Raw genomic sequence first — 13,628 nt, 5'->3', positions numbered from 1 at the left:
AAACGCCTAACTTTGTACCCTATTAAACATTAACTTTAAATTCTTAACTAAATTTTGCTTTTGTATGTGAAATAAACAATCGAAAAAAACCTAGAATCATTGAATACTAAACCTTTTTTAGACTATATACTTCGTTATGTAGACTTAACTCCAGAAGAGATTAATCTATTATTAGATAATATTTCCCACCGCAGTTATCTTAAAGGGCAATATATTGTTCAACAAGGTGATATTTGTCGCTTTGAAAGTTTTGTTGTTAATGGTTGTGTAAAAACATTTTATGTCGATGATGATGGGCAAGAACATGTTGTTTTATTCGCAATAGAAAATTGGTGGGCCGCAGATCTTGGTAGTTTTCTATCCCAAGAGCCAGCCGATTATAATGTACAATGCATTGAGAACACAGAGGTCATTCAATTCTCTTTTGAACAACTCGAAATGTTGTATCAAAACATTCCTAAACTCGAACGCTTCTTTAGAATTATTATACAAAATGCGTTTGTGGCATCACAAAGGCGAGTTATTAAAAATTTTAGTCTTCCGGCCAAAGAACGCTATATCGAATTTAAATCTAGATATCCCCAAATTGAACAAAGAGTTCCGCAATACCTCATTGCCTCTTACCTTGGCGTTACCAAGGAATTTTTAAGTAAGATTAAAAGTCAACTGCTTCAGGACCAATAAATGTTAATCTAGATTAACAACATTTAATAAACTACTTCATTTTCTATCTCTTCATTGTATTAGACATTTGCCTCATAACAATTAAATCAAAATACAATGAACACATTATTAGAAAAAATTAGCACAATCAATGCTATGATCCTTGAAGGAAAAGCTTTAGAAGCTTTTGACCAGTTCTATCATGACGACGTTGTAATGCAAGAGAACGACAACCCTAGTGTTGAAGGAAAACTTGCAAATAGACAACGAGAAGAAGCATTCTTTGGAGCCATTACCGAATTTAGAGGTGCACAACCTCTAAAAGTTAGTGTTGGAGAAGATACAACCATGGTAGAATGGCACTTTGATTACACCCACAAAGATTGGGGTGTTAGAAATTACACGCAAGTTGCGGTCCAAGATTGGAAAGATGGAAAAATAATAAAAGAGAAATTTTATTATAACTCTTAAATTTTTAAATTATGAAAACTAAAATATTTAATACAGACGATTCGTATATAGGACTTATTTTAAGAATTACACTCGCTATAGTCGTATTTCCTCACGGAGCTCAAAAACTTTTAGGTTGGTTTGGCGGTTATGGTTTTTCAGGAACTATGGGGTTCTTTACCGAAACAGTTGGATTACCTTGGATTATAGGTTTTTTGGTTATTATTCTCGAATCTATTGGTGCCATCGCATTGTTAGCAGGTTTTGCGACAAGGCTTATCGCCTTAAGTTATATCGTATTGGCCCTTGGGATAACTTTAACTTCACATCTTAAAAATGGGTTCTTTATGAACTGGTATGGTAATCAAGCTGGTGAAGGTTTCGAATTCTTCATCTTATGGATTGGAATAGCACTAATTTTATTGCTTATTGGCGGTGGTAAATATTCAACCGACCGAAGCATCCTAGTAAATAGTTGAAGCTTGCACTTATGGAATTTGAATTATAATAGCGATTTGGGGGCAAACCTGAATCGCTATTATGTTTTGTTAATCTTCTTAACACATTTAAGCTATAATAGTAAGAGTGCTCTTAAAATTATACTCATATATTTTAAACAATTTGAGAAAGCTTCAATCACTTAAATCCTTCTCAATAATGTTCCATTAAATCTATTATAAAAGTTTAGCCGATTCATCAATATCATCTAAAGACGGCACCCATTCACCTAAAGTTCGATTTTTTTTAACATGTAATTGTTTAATTATCAATGCAATAAAAATTATTTTGAAAATAATTAACTATTTAAAGTGTTAATTACTAATACTTAATTGTTATATTATTGAATTAATAACTAAAATAAAACAAATGAAAACCTCAAATTTTAAACTACTAGGAATTTCAATCGCAATGACCTTATTTATTGCGACTTTTACATCGTGTTCAAGTGACGATGGACCATCGGTAAATATTACAGTAAATGAAGGGCCATCTGGAGATATTGGTGGCGATTTTACCGGAAATGGCGGAAGCGGATCAAGAACTATTAATTGGACAAATAACTTAGCTACTGCAGATTATAACGCTGACATCACTACAACGGCCATGGGCACTTTCCAAATGGTTGTTAGAGATGCAAGTGGAACTATAGTTCTAGACAGAAGTCTTAACGGAAATTCTGGACCAGACAGTATTGATGGTGTAACTAATGCAGGAGAGCCAGGTAGTTGGACCGTAACTATTACACTTACATCCTTTAGCGGTGACGGAAGTTATTCCTTAAGCGCTGGGAATTAAAATTAAATAACAAATAAGCTATAAAAAAAGCTGTCTTTAATTAGACAGCTTTTTTTTATAATAATCCCCATCCCTTTTAAATGTAATGGCTTTGATTACCCTAAATCAAACTAAGAGTTTTACGCCATGATCTATTTTAAATACTTACCTTTTTTACTGCCTTCATACATAACGTATTTTACCAAACGTGCTTCGAGTTTGGCATTTACCAAATGTATTTTTCGCGAAGGACGCAGTCCCACATGCTTTAAGGCATCTAAATTAGAGGTTATAAACCAGGCATCTGTACCTGGATAATTTTGCTTGAGCGTGTCTCCAATCTGTTTGTAGAAATTTTCCATGTCGATATCTAAACGCTCTCCGTATGGCGGATTAAACACCATATGCAATTTGTTGTCCCCTCCCTTTTGGGTCTTGAAAAAATCTTCGTGTTTTACCGTTACAAATTCTTCTAAATGTGCATTTTTAATATTTTCTTTGGCCTTGTTTATCGCACTTGGTGATTTATCATATCCTATTATTTTATGATGAAAATCACGTGTTTTATTCAGTAGGGATTCTTCTATTTTTTCAAATAAATCAACATCCCAATCGTTCCAGCGTTCAAAAGCAAATTCCTTTCGCATTAAGTTAGGTGGAATATTGCAGGCAATCATTGCGGCCTCTGCCAAGATCGTTCCCGAACCACACATAGGATCCATAAAATCTGATTGTCCGTCCCAACCCGAGAGCATAATCATTCCCGCGGCCAAAACTTCGTTTATGGGCGCTATATTGGTAGCTGTTTTGTAGCCACGTTTGTGCAAGGATTCTCCAGAAGTATCCAAAGAAATATTACAAGTGTTACGATCAATATGAACATTAACCTTAATATCTGGAAATTTAAGATCTACATTCGGGCGTTCGCCAGTGGTGTTTCTAAACTTATCTACTATGGCATCTTTGGTTTTTTGAGCAATAAATAGTGAATGTGTAAACTGCTTAGAATGTACTGTTGCATCAACGGCCAATGTGCCAGTTGGTTTAAGATAGGTATCCCAATTCATCGCGTAGATTTTATCGTACAACTCCTGTTCATTTCGCACACGGAAGGAATGAATGGGTTTTAATATTTTTATGGCTGTTCGCAGCGCTAGATTAGTCTTATACATAAAGCCCTTATCTCCTGTAAAACTCACATTTCGAACCCCTATATTTACCTCTTGTGCACCCAATTGGGTGAGTTCTTTTGCCAATAATTCTTCAAAACCAAATAAGGTCTTGGCCACCATTTTAAAATTATTCTCCATTGTATTACTATAAAACAATGCAAAAATACTTTATTTTTGCCGCGAGACACACTTATCTATGACAAAACACACCACACAATGGTACGCTTCTTGGTTTGACACGCCGTTTTACCATATTCTATATAAAGATAGAGACCACAGCGAAGCTCAATTGTTTATGGATAATTTAACTCAATATCTCAATATTCCTGAAGGCGGAAGTATTCTTGATTTGGCTTGTGGTAAAGGAAGGCACTCGGTGTATTTAAATTCACTAGGTTATGATGTCACTGGAATTGATTTGTCTGAAAACAGTATTGCCTATGCCAAACAGTTTGAGAATGACACCCTAAAGTTTGAAGTGCACGATATGTGTAAGCCGTATCTTCAACAGTTTGATGCTGTTTTTAATCTTTTCACAAGTTTTGGTTATTTTGATCGAGAAGAAGACAATCTCAACACCATTAAAGCTATCAAAACAGACTTGAATTCCACAAGTTTTGGAGTTATTGACTTCATGAATAGTGAATACATTATTGATCATCTTATTCCTGAAGACACAAAAACTATAGAAGGTATACAATTTCACCAAAAACGCTATTTAGAGTCTGGATTTATTTTCAAGGATATTTCATTTGAATATCAAGGCAGCGCGTATAAATTTCAGGAACGTGTAAAAGCATTGAAACTTGAGGATTTTGAAGCCCTTTTTGAACAGGCCGGTGTATTTTTATTAGATGTGTTTGGCGATTATAAATTGCGTAAATTCCAAAGCAAAAGTTCTGAACGATTAGTTATGATTTTTAAATAATGAACAAATATTTACTACCCATTTACGCCGTAATGTTGGGCGTATTATTAATTGCACTTTTAAAACAGCGCAAAACCGCCTATACCAAACTCTTGCTACCTTTTAGTGGTGCTTTTTTATTGGCCCTTACCCTTTTTGATCTTCTACCAGAAGTTTATGAGCATATTCAAGCGAAACAAACAGGCTTATTGATTATGTGTGGAATTTTAATTCAGGTTATTTTAGAATTCTTTTCTAAAGGTGCCGAACATGGTCATGTACATTTGCATCATGACGACCAATCATTTCCTTGGCTCTTGTTTATTAGTTTGTGTATCCATAGTGTTTTAGAGGGCTTTTCTATTCATCAGCATAATGATATGGTATATGGAATTGTGGTTCATAAAATTCCAATTGCCATGGTGATTACCACCTTTTTATTGCATTCTAAATGCAGTAAAGGCCAAGTGATTTTGTTTTTAGGTCTATTCGCAGCCATGACACCTATAGGGACTTATCTTTCCAATAATATGGATTTTATAGCACCTTATGTTGACAGCATTAATGCCATTGTTATAGGTATCTTTTTTCATATCTCTACAACCATTTTATTTGAAAGTAGTGAAGGTCATAAATTTAATCTCTCTAAATTAATAGCCATTGTTTTAGGGGTAGGTATAGCCTATTTCGTATAACATTATATACTCTATAAAGTTTTGTTTTAAAAGTACTTAATACATGTTTTCTAAAGAAGAATCAAGACGTTTACGCGAAGAGTTTTGGATAAGCTTTGGAAAATCCTTCCCTAGAAAGTGGATTTTGTACAACACAAAAATAAAAGGTTTTAGTTTTAAATTTCATTTTGATACCAAGACTGCATTAGTGGCGCTAGATTTGGAAGACGATCTGGAAAACCGCATCAATTGTTGGGAAAAACTTGGTGCTTTAAAATCTATTTTAAAAGACGATTATTTACCTGAAGCGATTTTTGAAGACATCTACATCCTTGAAAACGGGAAGGAAATCTCCAGAATCTATGTGCCATTAGAAGAAAAAGTATCTATCCACAACAAAAATACTTGGCAACAGGTGATGGTATTCTTTAATACAACGATGAGTCTCTTTGAAGATTTCTTCAACGAATACGAAGCAATTTTAAAAGATTAGGAAAGATTCTTCTCCATTCTAAAATCGTCCATTACAAAGCCACTACCTATATCAATTACCATAGTCTCAACTTTCTCAAAACCTAGTCGCTCATAAGCTAAAATAGAGTTGGTATTGTTTTTATTCACGGTAAGTTGCAATTGTGTACATTCAAGTTCTCTTGCTCTTGATTCGATAAATTGCATGGCCTTTTGCCCTATTTTCTTTCCTCTAAATGGCTTAAGGATATAAATTTTACTTAAAAACAAAACGTCTTCATCTTGCTTAATGGATAAGTAGCCAACAGGTTCATCGTTAAAATCAATGGTATAATATTCGTAACCGCTTTCAACCTGCTCTGCAATAGCATCAACCGATTGAAATTTTCCCAGCATATAATCTACTTGAGCGTTCCCAATAATGGAAGTATAATGCTCACGCCAAATGATATTGGCCATTTGAGCTATTTGTTGAAAGGCTTCAGGTGTTGTTGCGCGAATAATACTGGTCATAATTAGGATTAAAGTTAGTGTTTTCCCTAAATCACAAAAAATAAAATCATTAAATAATGACAAATGGCCCCACCAAGCACGAAGATATGCCAGATAACATGATTAAATGGGATCTTTTCAAAAACATAGAATATAATACCTAAAGTATAAAATGCACCACCGGCAAACAAAAGTTGTAAACCAGTAGGGTCCATAAGCTTTGATAAGAACGTATAATCAAACACAATGAGCCAACCCATGACCAAGTATAATAAGGTTGAGAATATTTCAAACCTTCCGGTAAAGAACAATTTTAGAACTACTCCAAAAAGTGCAATGCCCCAAACCAACCAAAATAAAAGCCACCCTTTACTTTCGGGTAACATAATAAGTAGCACAGGCGTATATGTACCAGCAATTAGCAAATAAATACTGATGTGATCTACAATCCTAAAATAATGCTTTCGACTTTCATTAGTAATGGAATGGTAAAGTGTTGAGGCCAGGAATAAAATAATAATAGATAGTCCATAAATACTAACACTAAATACATCAATTTCAGATTCTGAATTACATCTCTGAAGAAGGATAAACAGGCCTATAATCCCAAGAAGTGTGCCCAATCCGTGGCTCCAGGCATTCCAACGTTCTTCTACTGGAGATTGATATCGCATTACTTGTTTTTGGTAGTTGCGCCTAACCACTTATCGGTCAAGTCATAAAAATCGAAATCAATTGCAGGTTGCTGTCGTACCAATTGTCTATTTTGAAAGGCGCGCTCTAAAATGTCTTCTATTAAAAAATCTTCCTTAACATTAACTGGATCGAATTCTACTTTTAAGGAAATATCGAACAATCGCGCTGTATTTTGAAACCAAAAGGCACGCCAACCACTTCTTAACTCCTTAATAAGATCAAAAGTCGTTTTTCCTGTTTGCCGATGAATAAGTTTAATCAAAATTTGTCCTTCAGTTCGCGTCAATTTTTTAAGCTCTGCTGAAAATTCATCTTCTATATAGCGTTGGATTATTTTAGCATAGCGTCGTTTATCACTTTTACGTTTTAAAGTTTCCAAGCGTTCATTTAAGGCAATTAGGCGCTCGGCAGCCAATTTGGCATACGGATATACTTTTATAGTTTTTCGTTTTAAAATCAAGTAGCGAATACGTTCTTCCCTACTTTTAAAATCGAGTTTGTTGAGTATAATGACCTCATCGAGATCAATGATGGTTTTCGCTATGGAATCACCTTCAATGTAATAATATTCAACGTCTGTGGTATCTTGCTGAACAGGTTCGCGTTGGGCGAAACTTAACAAGGGACAAAGAAGGAATATGTAGCTTAAAATCTTCATAATAACACAAGGAACTAAAACCGTTCCAATTTGCTCGGTAAAATTAATAATTTACATATGCTTAAACCTTAAATTCGTATTAATATTATTATTTTAGAGCAAAATTTTTATCAATGGCGAAAAAGAAGGTACTCAACAAAAAGTCTATGGACTTTTTAACTAGTTATTTAAATAATGCCGCACCAACGGGTTATGAATGGGATGGGCAAAACATATGGATGGATTATCTAAAACCTTATGTGGATGAGTTTATTACTGACACCTATGGTACTGCGGTTGGGGTCATCAATCCCAAAGCAAAATATAAAGTGGTTATTGAAGGGCATGCCGATGAAATTTCATGGTACGTTAATTATATATCTGACAATGGATTGATTTATGTCATTAGAAATGGCGGAAGCGATCATCAAATAGCACCAAGTAAAATTGTGAACATTCACACCAAAAAAGGCATTGTAAAAGGTGTATTTGGTTGGCCAGCAATTCATGTTAGAGATAAATCGAAAGAAGAGCCTCCTAAATTAGAAAACATCTTTATTGATGTGGGATGTTCAAAAAAAGAGGATGTTGAGAAATTAGGGGTACATGTAGGTTGCGTGATTACCTATCCAGATGAATTTCATGTATTAAATAAGGATAAATTTGTGTGCAGAGCTCTAGACAACCGTATGGGTGGCTTTATGATTGCCGAAGTAGCACGATTATTACATGAAAACAAAAAGTCGCTGCCTTTTGGCCTATATATTACCAACTCGGTGCAAGAAGAAATTGGCTTACGTGGTGCCGAAATGATTACCCAAACCATCAAACCAAATGTTGCTATCGTTACCGATGTGACGCATGATACCACTACACCTATGATCGATAAGAAAAAAGAAGGTCATTTAGAATTGGGTAAAGGACCAGTAGTGGCCTATGCGCCAGCGGTTCAACAAAAACTGCGTGATCTCATTACCGATACTGCCGAAAAACATAAGATTCCATTTCAAAGGTCGGCCTTATCAAAAGCTACAGGCACTGATACAGATGCTTTTGCCTATAGTAATGGCGGTGTAGCCTCGGCGTTAATATCACTGCCACTGCGTTATATGCATACCACAGTTGAAATGGTACATAAAGATGATGTGGAAAATGTTATTCGATTGATTTATGAGACCTTATTAACTATTAAAAACGGCGAAACATTCAGTTATTTTAAATAAAAAGAAGCCTCATAATGAGGCTTTTTCTATTATGGAAGAGTATATAGATATTGTTACACGAACTGGTGACCCAACAGGTAAGTCGGCTCCAAAGTCTGAAATCCATAGTCAAGGACATTACCATAATACGGCGCACATTTGGTTTTATACGGCCAATGGCAAGATTTTACTACAACAACGAGCAGCTTCAAAGATTATTTGTCCATTGCTGTGGGATGTGTCTGTTGCAGGGCATATTGATGCTGGTGAGACCTTAAGTTCTGGAGCTGTGCGCGAAGTTAAAGAAGAAATAGGATTGACCGTTCAAGAAGATGAATTACAAAAAATTGGCGTATTTGAGTGTTTTCAATCCTATCCCAATGGTATTAAGGACAATGAATTTCATCATACCTTCATCTGTGAGCTCAAAGTAGAATTAAGCGCCCTTACACCTCAATACGATGAAGTGGAAGACTTAAAACTAGTTTCTATTGAAGACTTTAAGCAATTATTGAAAAACAGCAGATCTAATAATCATTTTGTAGCTACCAATGCCAAGTATTACAAAGCTGTTTTACAAGCCATAACAAACACATTACACTCTAAATGAATTTACTTTTAGCCGCAATAGCACCTGTACTAATTGTTATTATTTACATCTACATTAAGGATAAATACGAGAAGGAACCCAAACGATTATTGTTAATGAGCTTTGTGTTTGGTGCCATTGTAAGTATTATCATAACTACCATACTCTATTTAGGTTTTGATATATTACTACCACTAAAAAATGATCACAGTATCTGGCAACAGTTTGTCAAGGCATTTTTTGTGGTTGCCCTTTCCGAAGAGTTTAGTAAATATGTCATTGTACGGTACGTATCTCAACCTAGACGGGCATTTAATGAGCCTTTTGATGGTATTATTTATGCCGTTATGGTTTCTATGGGGTTTGCTGCCACCGAAAACATATTTTATGTGATTGTTGGTGGCTATGAGGTCGCTGTATTAAGAGCATTCACTGCCGTACCCGCGCATGCTACCTTTGCTATACTAATGGGTTATTATATGGGCAAAGCCAAATTTGCAAAGAATAGAACTTTAATGAATTTCACCGGTTTAGGATTGGCTGTTTTTTTCCATGGCGCCTATGACTTTTTCTTATTTATTGATTTTATACCAGGTGTATGGATTGGTGCCTTTATCTCTTTAGGTGTTGGACTATTCTTTTCTAGAAAAGCAATTAAAAAGCATCAGGAAATTTCAACCTTTAAACCATGAACAATACCATAGCCAAACGCGTTGCCGACTTTTTAAAACAGTTTCCTCCGTTTGATTTGCTGTCTGCTTCTGCCCTTTTAGACATTTCAAAAGAAGTTAAAATTAAATATCTCGAAAAGGGAAAAACAATTTACAATCAAGGTGAAGCCCTTCATAATCACTTTTATATTATTAACAAAGGAGCCATTTCTTTAATTAAGAAAATTGACACCTCCACTGCGGTGATTGACAGATTTGATGAAGGTGATGTGTTTGGACTTCGTCCATTATTTGCCAAGGAAACCTATACCAATACGGCACGAACAGAAGAAGAGACGATTCTTTATGCCATCTCCATATCCTTATTCAGGCCAATGGCAATCGCCAATACACAAATTGGAAATTACCTTATAGAAAGTTTTGCATCCAACACCGAAAATCCCTTTTCTAAAGAGCATCACAAACAGTTTTATTCCAATTCTGAAATAGTGAGTGCTGAAGATGATTATCTCTTCGAACTTCAGCCCGTTAAGTATATCAAAAAAGTAGTTACCGTAAAACCTTCGGCCAAAATAAAACGAGCAGCAACACTTATGAGCGAAAAGAATATTAGCTCAATAGTAGTTGAAAATAATGGTATGCCAGCAGGTATTATTACTGATAAAGATTTACGCACAAAAGTGGCCACAGGCATGCATACTATAGATGATCGCGTATCGAGTATTATGAGCGCACCTGTATTATGTTATCCTAAAAATATTACTATTGCCCAAGTCCAAATCACTATGATGAAGCATCGTGTTGGGCATATATGCATAACCGAAGATGGAACTCCCAATACAAAAATTATTGGATTGGTGGCCAATCATGATATGGTAGTGATGAAAGGTAGTAATCCCGCCGTATTAATGAAAGCCATTAAACGTGCTAAAAGCACCAAAGAACTAAAGCGCATACGAGGTAAAATCATGATTCTATTAGATGGTTATATTTCTCAAAACATACCGCTCACCCATACCAGCAAAATTATTTTTGAGCTTAATGATGCCACTATTAAACGAATTATAGAGCGTTGTATTGATAAAATGGAAACGCCTCCACCTGTAAAATTTGCTTGGATGTCTATGGGCAGTCAAGGACGAAAAGAACAATTACTACATACTGACCAAGATAATGCTATAGTTTTTGAAACTGTTGACACCCAAACTATTGAAGTTACAAGAGCCTATTTTTTGCAACTTTCAAAAAAAATAAACAAACGTCTAAGCGCAATAGGTTTTGAATTTTGTGATGCCGACATCATGGCTAAAAACCCAAGTTATTGCTTAAGTCTTGACGAATGGAAACAACAATTTACAAGTTGGACTTCAAATACAGGAAATGACGAAATTTTATTGAGTTCTATTTTTTTCGATTTTGATATTAGTTATGGTGATGCCGCTTTAACTAATGCCTTATCAGAGCATACTTTAAAACTTGTCAAGAACAACAATTTATTTATTTCAAAATTGGCTGCCAGTGCTTTACGTAGTGCTTCTCCCCTTGGGTTCTTTAGACAGTTTTTAGTAGAAAGTGATGGGGAATACAAGGACCTATTTGATCTTAAAAAACGAGCCTTGTTGCCCCTTATTGATGCTGGACGTGTATTAATTTTAAATTATCAAATTAAGAATATCAACAATACTGCTGAACGTTTTGAAAAACTAGCAGAACTTTTTCCTGAAGATAAAGACTTATATTTATCGTGTTCGTACGCATTTAAAGCCCTTTTAAAATTTAGAACCAAGCATGGTCTCCTTAATAAGGATAATGGACGATTTATTAAATTGGCCATACTCACCAAAGAAGAAAAGATGAAATTAAAAAGGTGTTTCAAGACCATCGCCACCCTTCAGGAGCTTATTAAAATAAAGTTTAATCTTGGTACCTTATTATAGTTGAAAAAGTTCTTCAACATAAAATCCCGTTCTAACAACTACCCACAGTATTGGTTAAACTATGAAGCATTATTCAAAAGAAAAACTACTCAAGAACTATCAAACACGCGTTTTGTGGTATTAGACACAGAGACCACAGGTTTTGATTATGAAAGGGATCGTATTCTCTCAATTGGTGCCGTTGATATTACAAATTATGAAATCAATGTTGCTAATGCTTTTGAAATCTATCTGCAACAAGACCATTTTAATGAAAACACTGTAGAAATCCACGGTTTGATTCAACATGAACGTGTTGACACTTTTACTGAAGAAGAGACTATACCAAAGTTATTACAATATATTGGCAATAGCATTATAGTAGCACATCATGCTAATTTTGATGTGACTATGCTCAATAAAATGTTGAAAAGGCATAACCTCCCTCCTTTGAAAAACCGTGTATTAGACACCGTAAACCTATACCGTGCCACCCGTATCAAATCAAATTTGATTCAACAAGATCGTTGTAGTTTAGACGATATTGCCGAACATTATGCTATTGACATTTCTGATCGGCATACGGCCGCTGGTGATGCCTTAATCACGGCACTTATTTTTTTAAAAACCACCACCTTATTACAACGTAAAAAAGAACTTCAACTCAAACATCTTTTTAGATTATAAAGTTTGAAATTTTGTGTTAATTTTAACATATCCAAACATCCAAGAGACATTTATATGCCGTAATTATTGCCAATTATTAAAATGCAGGAAATATAAAATTTAACACTTTAGTAATGAGTAATTTAAATACCTTTGAAAAATTTTACAACGCTTAAGTATCACATGAATAAACACTTTTTAGTTGCTATACTTATATTGGGAATACAGTTCTCAACATTCGGTCAAGACGGACTTCCTATTCTTGCAGACGATGCAGACATTAAACCTTTAGCGAGCTTGAGAGAACGAAGTTTCCAAAGAAGTTTGGAGAGCGAATTAAAAAAAAATGCGAGTTGGGCAAAATTGATTAGCAATAAGAAAATGGCCGTTGGCATTGTCGATTTAAGTAACCCTGAAGAGGTTACTTATGCCAGTGTGAATGGCGACCATATGATGTATGCCGCTAGTCTCCCAAAAATAGCCATTCTACTCTCGGCTATGGATGCCATAGAAAATAAAGAGTTAAGGGAAACCATAGAGGTCAAAAGAGACATGCGACTTATGATTAGTAAATCTGACAATCCTGCTTCTACCCGTATGATTGACCGATTAGGATACGCGAAGATTGAAGCTGTGATGACCGACCCAAAATACATGTTTTATGATCAAGAACAAGGTGGTGGCCTATGGGTAGGTAAACGTTATGGTGGCGGTGGTGATACTAATCGCGAACCTATTAAAAATTTAAGCCATGCTGCTACTGTTAATCAGGTATGCCGTTATTACTATCTATTAGCACATGGTAGATTGGTAAGTTGGGAACGCTCCAAACAAATGTTAGATATTATGGGCAATCCTGATCTTCATCATAAATTTGTAAATACCATCGAAAAGATTGCTCCAAATGCTTCATTATTCAGAAAATCGGGGTCATGGCGCACTTATCACTCCGATTCTATTTTAGTTTGGGGAGATGATCCTGACCGTCGTTATATATTAGTTGCCCTTATTGACGATCCAAACGGTGAACAAATTATTAGAGATCTAGCCAAAACCGCAGAAAAACTCATAAAAAAAAAAGAACTAATTAGTTTGGTGTTCAATTAGAATACTAGATAATTTTAATTTTTTAGTGGCAATGGTAAGC

The 13,628-nt window shown here is 35.1% G+C and carries 17 protein-coding genes; 13 read left to right on the top strand and 4 right to left on the bottom strand.

Translation table 11 applies throughout. The features are described from left to right. The first annotated feature begins 99 nt into the window (after positions 1-99). The 4 genes from ACFO5O_RS05785 (at position 100) to ACFO5O_RS05770 (ending at position 2,409) form a co-directional block, all read left to right on the top strand. Positions 100-684, top strand: a complete 585-nt coding sequence (locus tag ACFO5O_RS05785) for a Crp/Fnr family transcriptional regulator (protein WP_387961795.1) — start codon at positions 100-102, stop codon at positions 682-684. A gap of 96 nt (positions 685-780) precedes the next feature. Beyond that, positions 781-1,134: a SnoaL-like domain-containing protein gene (locus ACFO5O_RS05780; protein ID WP_387961793.1), complete on the top strand. Its 354-nt coding sequence runs from the start codon at positions 781-783 to the stop codon at positions 1,132-1,134. 11 nt (positions 1,135-1,145) lie between these two features. After that, positions 1,146-1,592 carry a DoxX family protein gene (locus ACFO5O_RS05775; RefSeq protein ID WP_387961791.1) on the top strand — a complete coding sequence of 149 codons (447 nt, stop codon included), beginning with the start codon at positions 1,146-1,148 and terminating at the stop codon, positions 1,590-1,592. Between the two features lie 388 nt (positions 1,593-1,980). Beyond that, positions 1,981-2,409, top strand: coding sequence for a hypothetical protein (locus ACFO5O_RS05770; RefSeq protein WP_387961789.1), 429 nt, complete (start codon positions 1,981-1,983; stop codon positions 2,407-2,409). 131 nt (positions 2,410-2,540) lie between these two features. Here the strand turns inward: ACFO5O_RS05770 and ACFO5O_RS05765 are convergent, their stop codons facing one another. Next, entirely contained in the window at positions 2,541-3,698 is a 1,158-nt protein-coding gene (locus ACFO5O_RS05765) for a THUMP domain-containing class I SAM-dependent RNA methyltransferase (RefSeq protein ID WP_387961787.1), read from the bottom strand. A 58-nt stretch (positions 3,699-3,756) separates the two neighbouring features. Here ACFO5O_RS05765 and ACFO5O_RS05760 point away from each other — a divergent pair, with 58 nt between their 5' ends. The 3 genes from ACFO5O_RS05760 to ACFO5O_RS05750 are packed head-to-tail and all read left to right on the top strand — an operon-like array spanning position 3,757 to position 5,634. Next, positions 3,757-4,488 (top strand): class I SAM-dependent methyltransferase, encoded by a 732-nt coding sequence (locus ACFO5O_RS05760; protein WP_387961785.1) that lies wholly within the window; start codon positions 3,757-3,759, stop codon positions 4,486-4,488. After that, complete coding sequence (locus ACFO5O_RS05755; RefSeq protein WP_387961783.1) at positions 4,488-5,162, top strand: ZIP family metal transporter; 675 nt, start codon at positions 4,488-4,490, stop codon at positions 5,160-5,162. Before ACFO5O_RS05760 ends, ACFO5O_RS05755 begins: the two co-directional genes overlap by 1 nt. A 43-nt stretch (positions 5,163-5,205) precedes the next feature. Further along, positions 5,206-5,634, top strand: coding sequence for a DUF4268 domain-containing protein (locus ACFO5O_RS05750; protein ID WP_387961781.1), 429 nt, complete (start codon positions 5,206-5,208; stop codon positions 5,632-5,634). Here the strand turns inward: ACFO5O_RS05750 and ACFO5O_RS05745 are convergent. Genes ACFO5O_RS05745 through ACFO5O_RS05735 form a run of 3 tightly spaced genes read right to left on the bottom strand, consistent with a single transcriptional unit; the run spans position 5,631 to position 7,458 of the window. Next, positions 5,631-6,125, bottom strand: coding sequence for a GNAT family N-acetyltransferase (locus ACFO5O_RS05745; protein WP_387961779.1), 495 nt, complete (start codon positions 6,123-6,125; stop codon positions 5,631-5,633). The two genes, ACFO5O_RS05750 and ACFO5O_RS05745, sit on opposite strands and share 4 nt — an antisense overlap. A gap of 26 nt (positions 6,126-6,151) precedes the next feature. Beyond that, positions 6,152-6,778 carry a PAQR family membrane homeostasis protein TrhA gene (gene trhA, locus ACFO5O_RS05740; RefSeq protein ID WP_387961777.1) on the bottom strand — a complete coding sequence of 209 codons (627 nt, stop codon included), beginning with the start codon at positions 6,776-6,778 and terminating at the stop codon, positions 6,152-6,154. Further along, entirely contained in the window at positions 6,778-7,458 is a 681-nt protein-coding gene (locus ACFO5O_RS05735) for a DUF4294 domain-containing protein (protein ID WP_387961775.1), read from the bottom strand. The genes trhA and ACFO5O_RS05735 overlap by 1 nt, the downstream gene beginning before the upstream one ends. A 113-nt stretch (positions 7,459-7,571) precedes the next feature. On the opposite strand from ACFO5O_RS05735, the gene ACFO5O_RS05730 reads away from it, so the two are divergent. The 6 genes from ACFO5O_RS05730 to ACFO5O_RS05705 all read left to right on the top strand — a co-directional run bounded on the left by ACFO5O_RS05730 (position 7,572) and on the right by ACFO5O_RS05705 (position 13,588). Continuing rightward, positions 7,572-8,660, top strand: coding sequence for a M42 family metallopeptidase (locus ACFO5O_RS05730; RefSeq protein WP_387961773.1), 1,089 nt, complete (start codon positions 7,572-7,574; stop codon positions 8,658-8,660). A gap of 31 nt (positions 8,661-8,691) precedes the next feature. Beyond that, a complete protein-coding gene (locus ACFO5O_RS05725; RefSeq protein WP_387961771.1) occupies positions 8,692-9,249 on the top strand; it encodes an NUDIX hydrolase in 558 nt (185 codons plus the stop codon). Then, entirely contained in the window at positions 9,246-9,920 is a 675-nt protein-coding gene (locus ACFO5O_RS05720) for a PrsW family intramembrane metalloprotease (protein WP_387961770.1), read from the top strand. The genes ACFO5O_RS05725 and ACFO5O_RS05720 overlap by 4 nt, the downstream gene beginning before the upstream one ends. After that, positions 9,917-11,836 carry a DUF294 nucleotidyltransferase-like domain-containing protein gene (locus tag ACFO5O_RS05715; protein ID WP_387961769.1) on the top strand — a complete coding sequence of 640 codons (1,920 nt, stop codon included), beginning with the start codon at positions 9,917-9,919 and terminating at the stop codon, positions 11,834-11,836. The genes ACFO5O_RS05720 and ACFO5O_RS05715 overlap by 4 nt, the downstream gene beginning before the upstream one ends. Further along, positions 11,837-12,502: a 3'-5' exonuclease gene (locus ACFO5O_RS05710; protein WP_387961767.1), complete on the top strand. Its 666-nt coding sequence runs from the start codon at positions 11,837-11,839 to the stop codon at positions 12,500-12,502. It begins immediately after the preceding gene. A 162-nt stretch (positions 12,503-12,664) separates the two neighbouring features. Beyond that, a complete protein-coding gene (locus ACFO5O_RS05705; RefSeq protein WP_387961765.1) occupies positions 12,665-13,588 on the top strand; it encodes a serine hydrolase in 924 nt (307 codons plus the stop codon). Positions 13,589-13,628: the final 40 nt, after the last annotated feature.

It is taken from the genome of Geojedonia litorea, assembly GCF_042654525.1.
Classification (GTDB): Bacteria; Bacteroidota; Bacteroidia; order Flavobacteriales; family Flavobacteriaceae; genus Geojedonia; species Geojedonia litorea.
Note: the sequence above shows the minus strand (reverse complement) of the source record. Positions and strands in the feature narration are given on the sequence as shown.

Bases quoted from the DNA above. Each gene is read 5' to 3' on its own strand.
- ACFO5O_RS05715 (WP_387961769.1), top strand. From the start codon at position 9,917: ATGAACAATACCATAGCCAAACGCGTTGCCGACTTTTTAAAACAGTTT.
- ACFO5O_RS05765 (WP_387961787.1), bottom strand. From the start codon at position 3,698: ATGGAGAATAATTTTAAAATGGTGGCCAAGACCTTATTTGGTTTTGAA.
- trhA (WP_387961777.1), bottom strand. From the start codon at position 6,778: ATGCGATATCAATCTCCAGTAGAAGAACGTTGGAATGCCTGGAGCCAC.
- ACFO5O_RS05760 (WP_387961785.1), top strand. From the start codon at position 3,757: ATGACAAAACACACCACACAATGGTACGCTTCTTGGTTTGACACGCCG.
- ACFO5O_RS05705 (WP_387961765.1), top strand. From the start codon at position 12,665: ATGAATAAACACTTTTTAGTTGCTATACTTATATTGGGAATACAGTTC.
- ACFO5O_RS05730 (WP_387961773.1), top strand. From the start codon at position 7,572: ATGGCGAAAAAGAAGGTACTCAACAAAAAGTCTATGGACTTTTTAACT.
- ACFO5O_RS05720 (WP_387961770.1), top strand. From the start codon at position 9,246: ATGAATTTACTTTTAGCCGCAATAGCACCTGTACTAATTGTTATTATT.
- ACFO5O_RS05735 (WP_387961775.1), bottom strand. From the start codon at position 7,458: ATGAAGATTTTAAGCTACATATTCCTTCTTTGTCCCTTGTTAAGTTTC.
- ACFO5O_RS05755 (WP_387961783.1), top strand. From the start codon at position 4,488: ATGAACAAATATTTACTACCCATTTACGCCGTAATGTTGGGCGTATTA.
- ACFO5O_RS05725 (WP_387961771.1), top strand. From the start codon at position 8,692: ATGGAAGAGTATATAGATATTGTTACACGAACTGGTGACCCAACAGGT.
- ACFO5O_RS05750 (WP_387961781.1), top strand. From the start codon at position 5,206: ATGTTTTCTAAAGAAGAATCAAGACGTTTACGCGAAGAGTTTTGGATA.
- ACFO5O_RS05775 (WP_387961791.1), top strand. From the start codon at position 1,146: ATGAAAACTAAAATATTTAATACAGACGATTCGTATATAGGACTTATT.
- ACFO5O_RS05745 (WP_387961779.1), bottom strand. From the start codon at position 6,125: ATGACCAGTATTATTCGCGCAACAACACCTGAAGCCTTTCAACAAATA.
- ACFO5O_RS05780 (WP_387961793.1), top strand. From the start codon at position 781: ATGAACACATTATTAGAAAAAATTAGCACAATCAATGCTATGATCCTT.
- ACFO5O_RS05770 (WP_387961789.1), top strand. From the start codon at position 1,981: ATGAAAACCTCAAATTTTAAACTACTAGGAATTTCAATCGCAATGACC.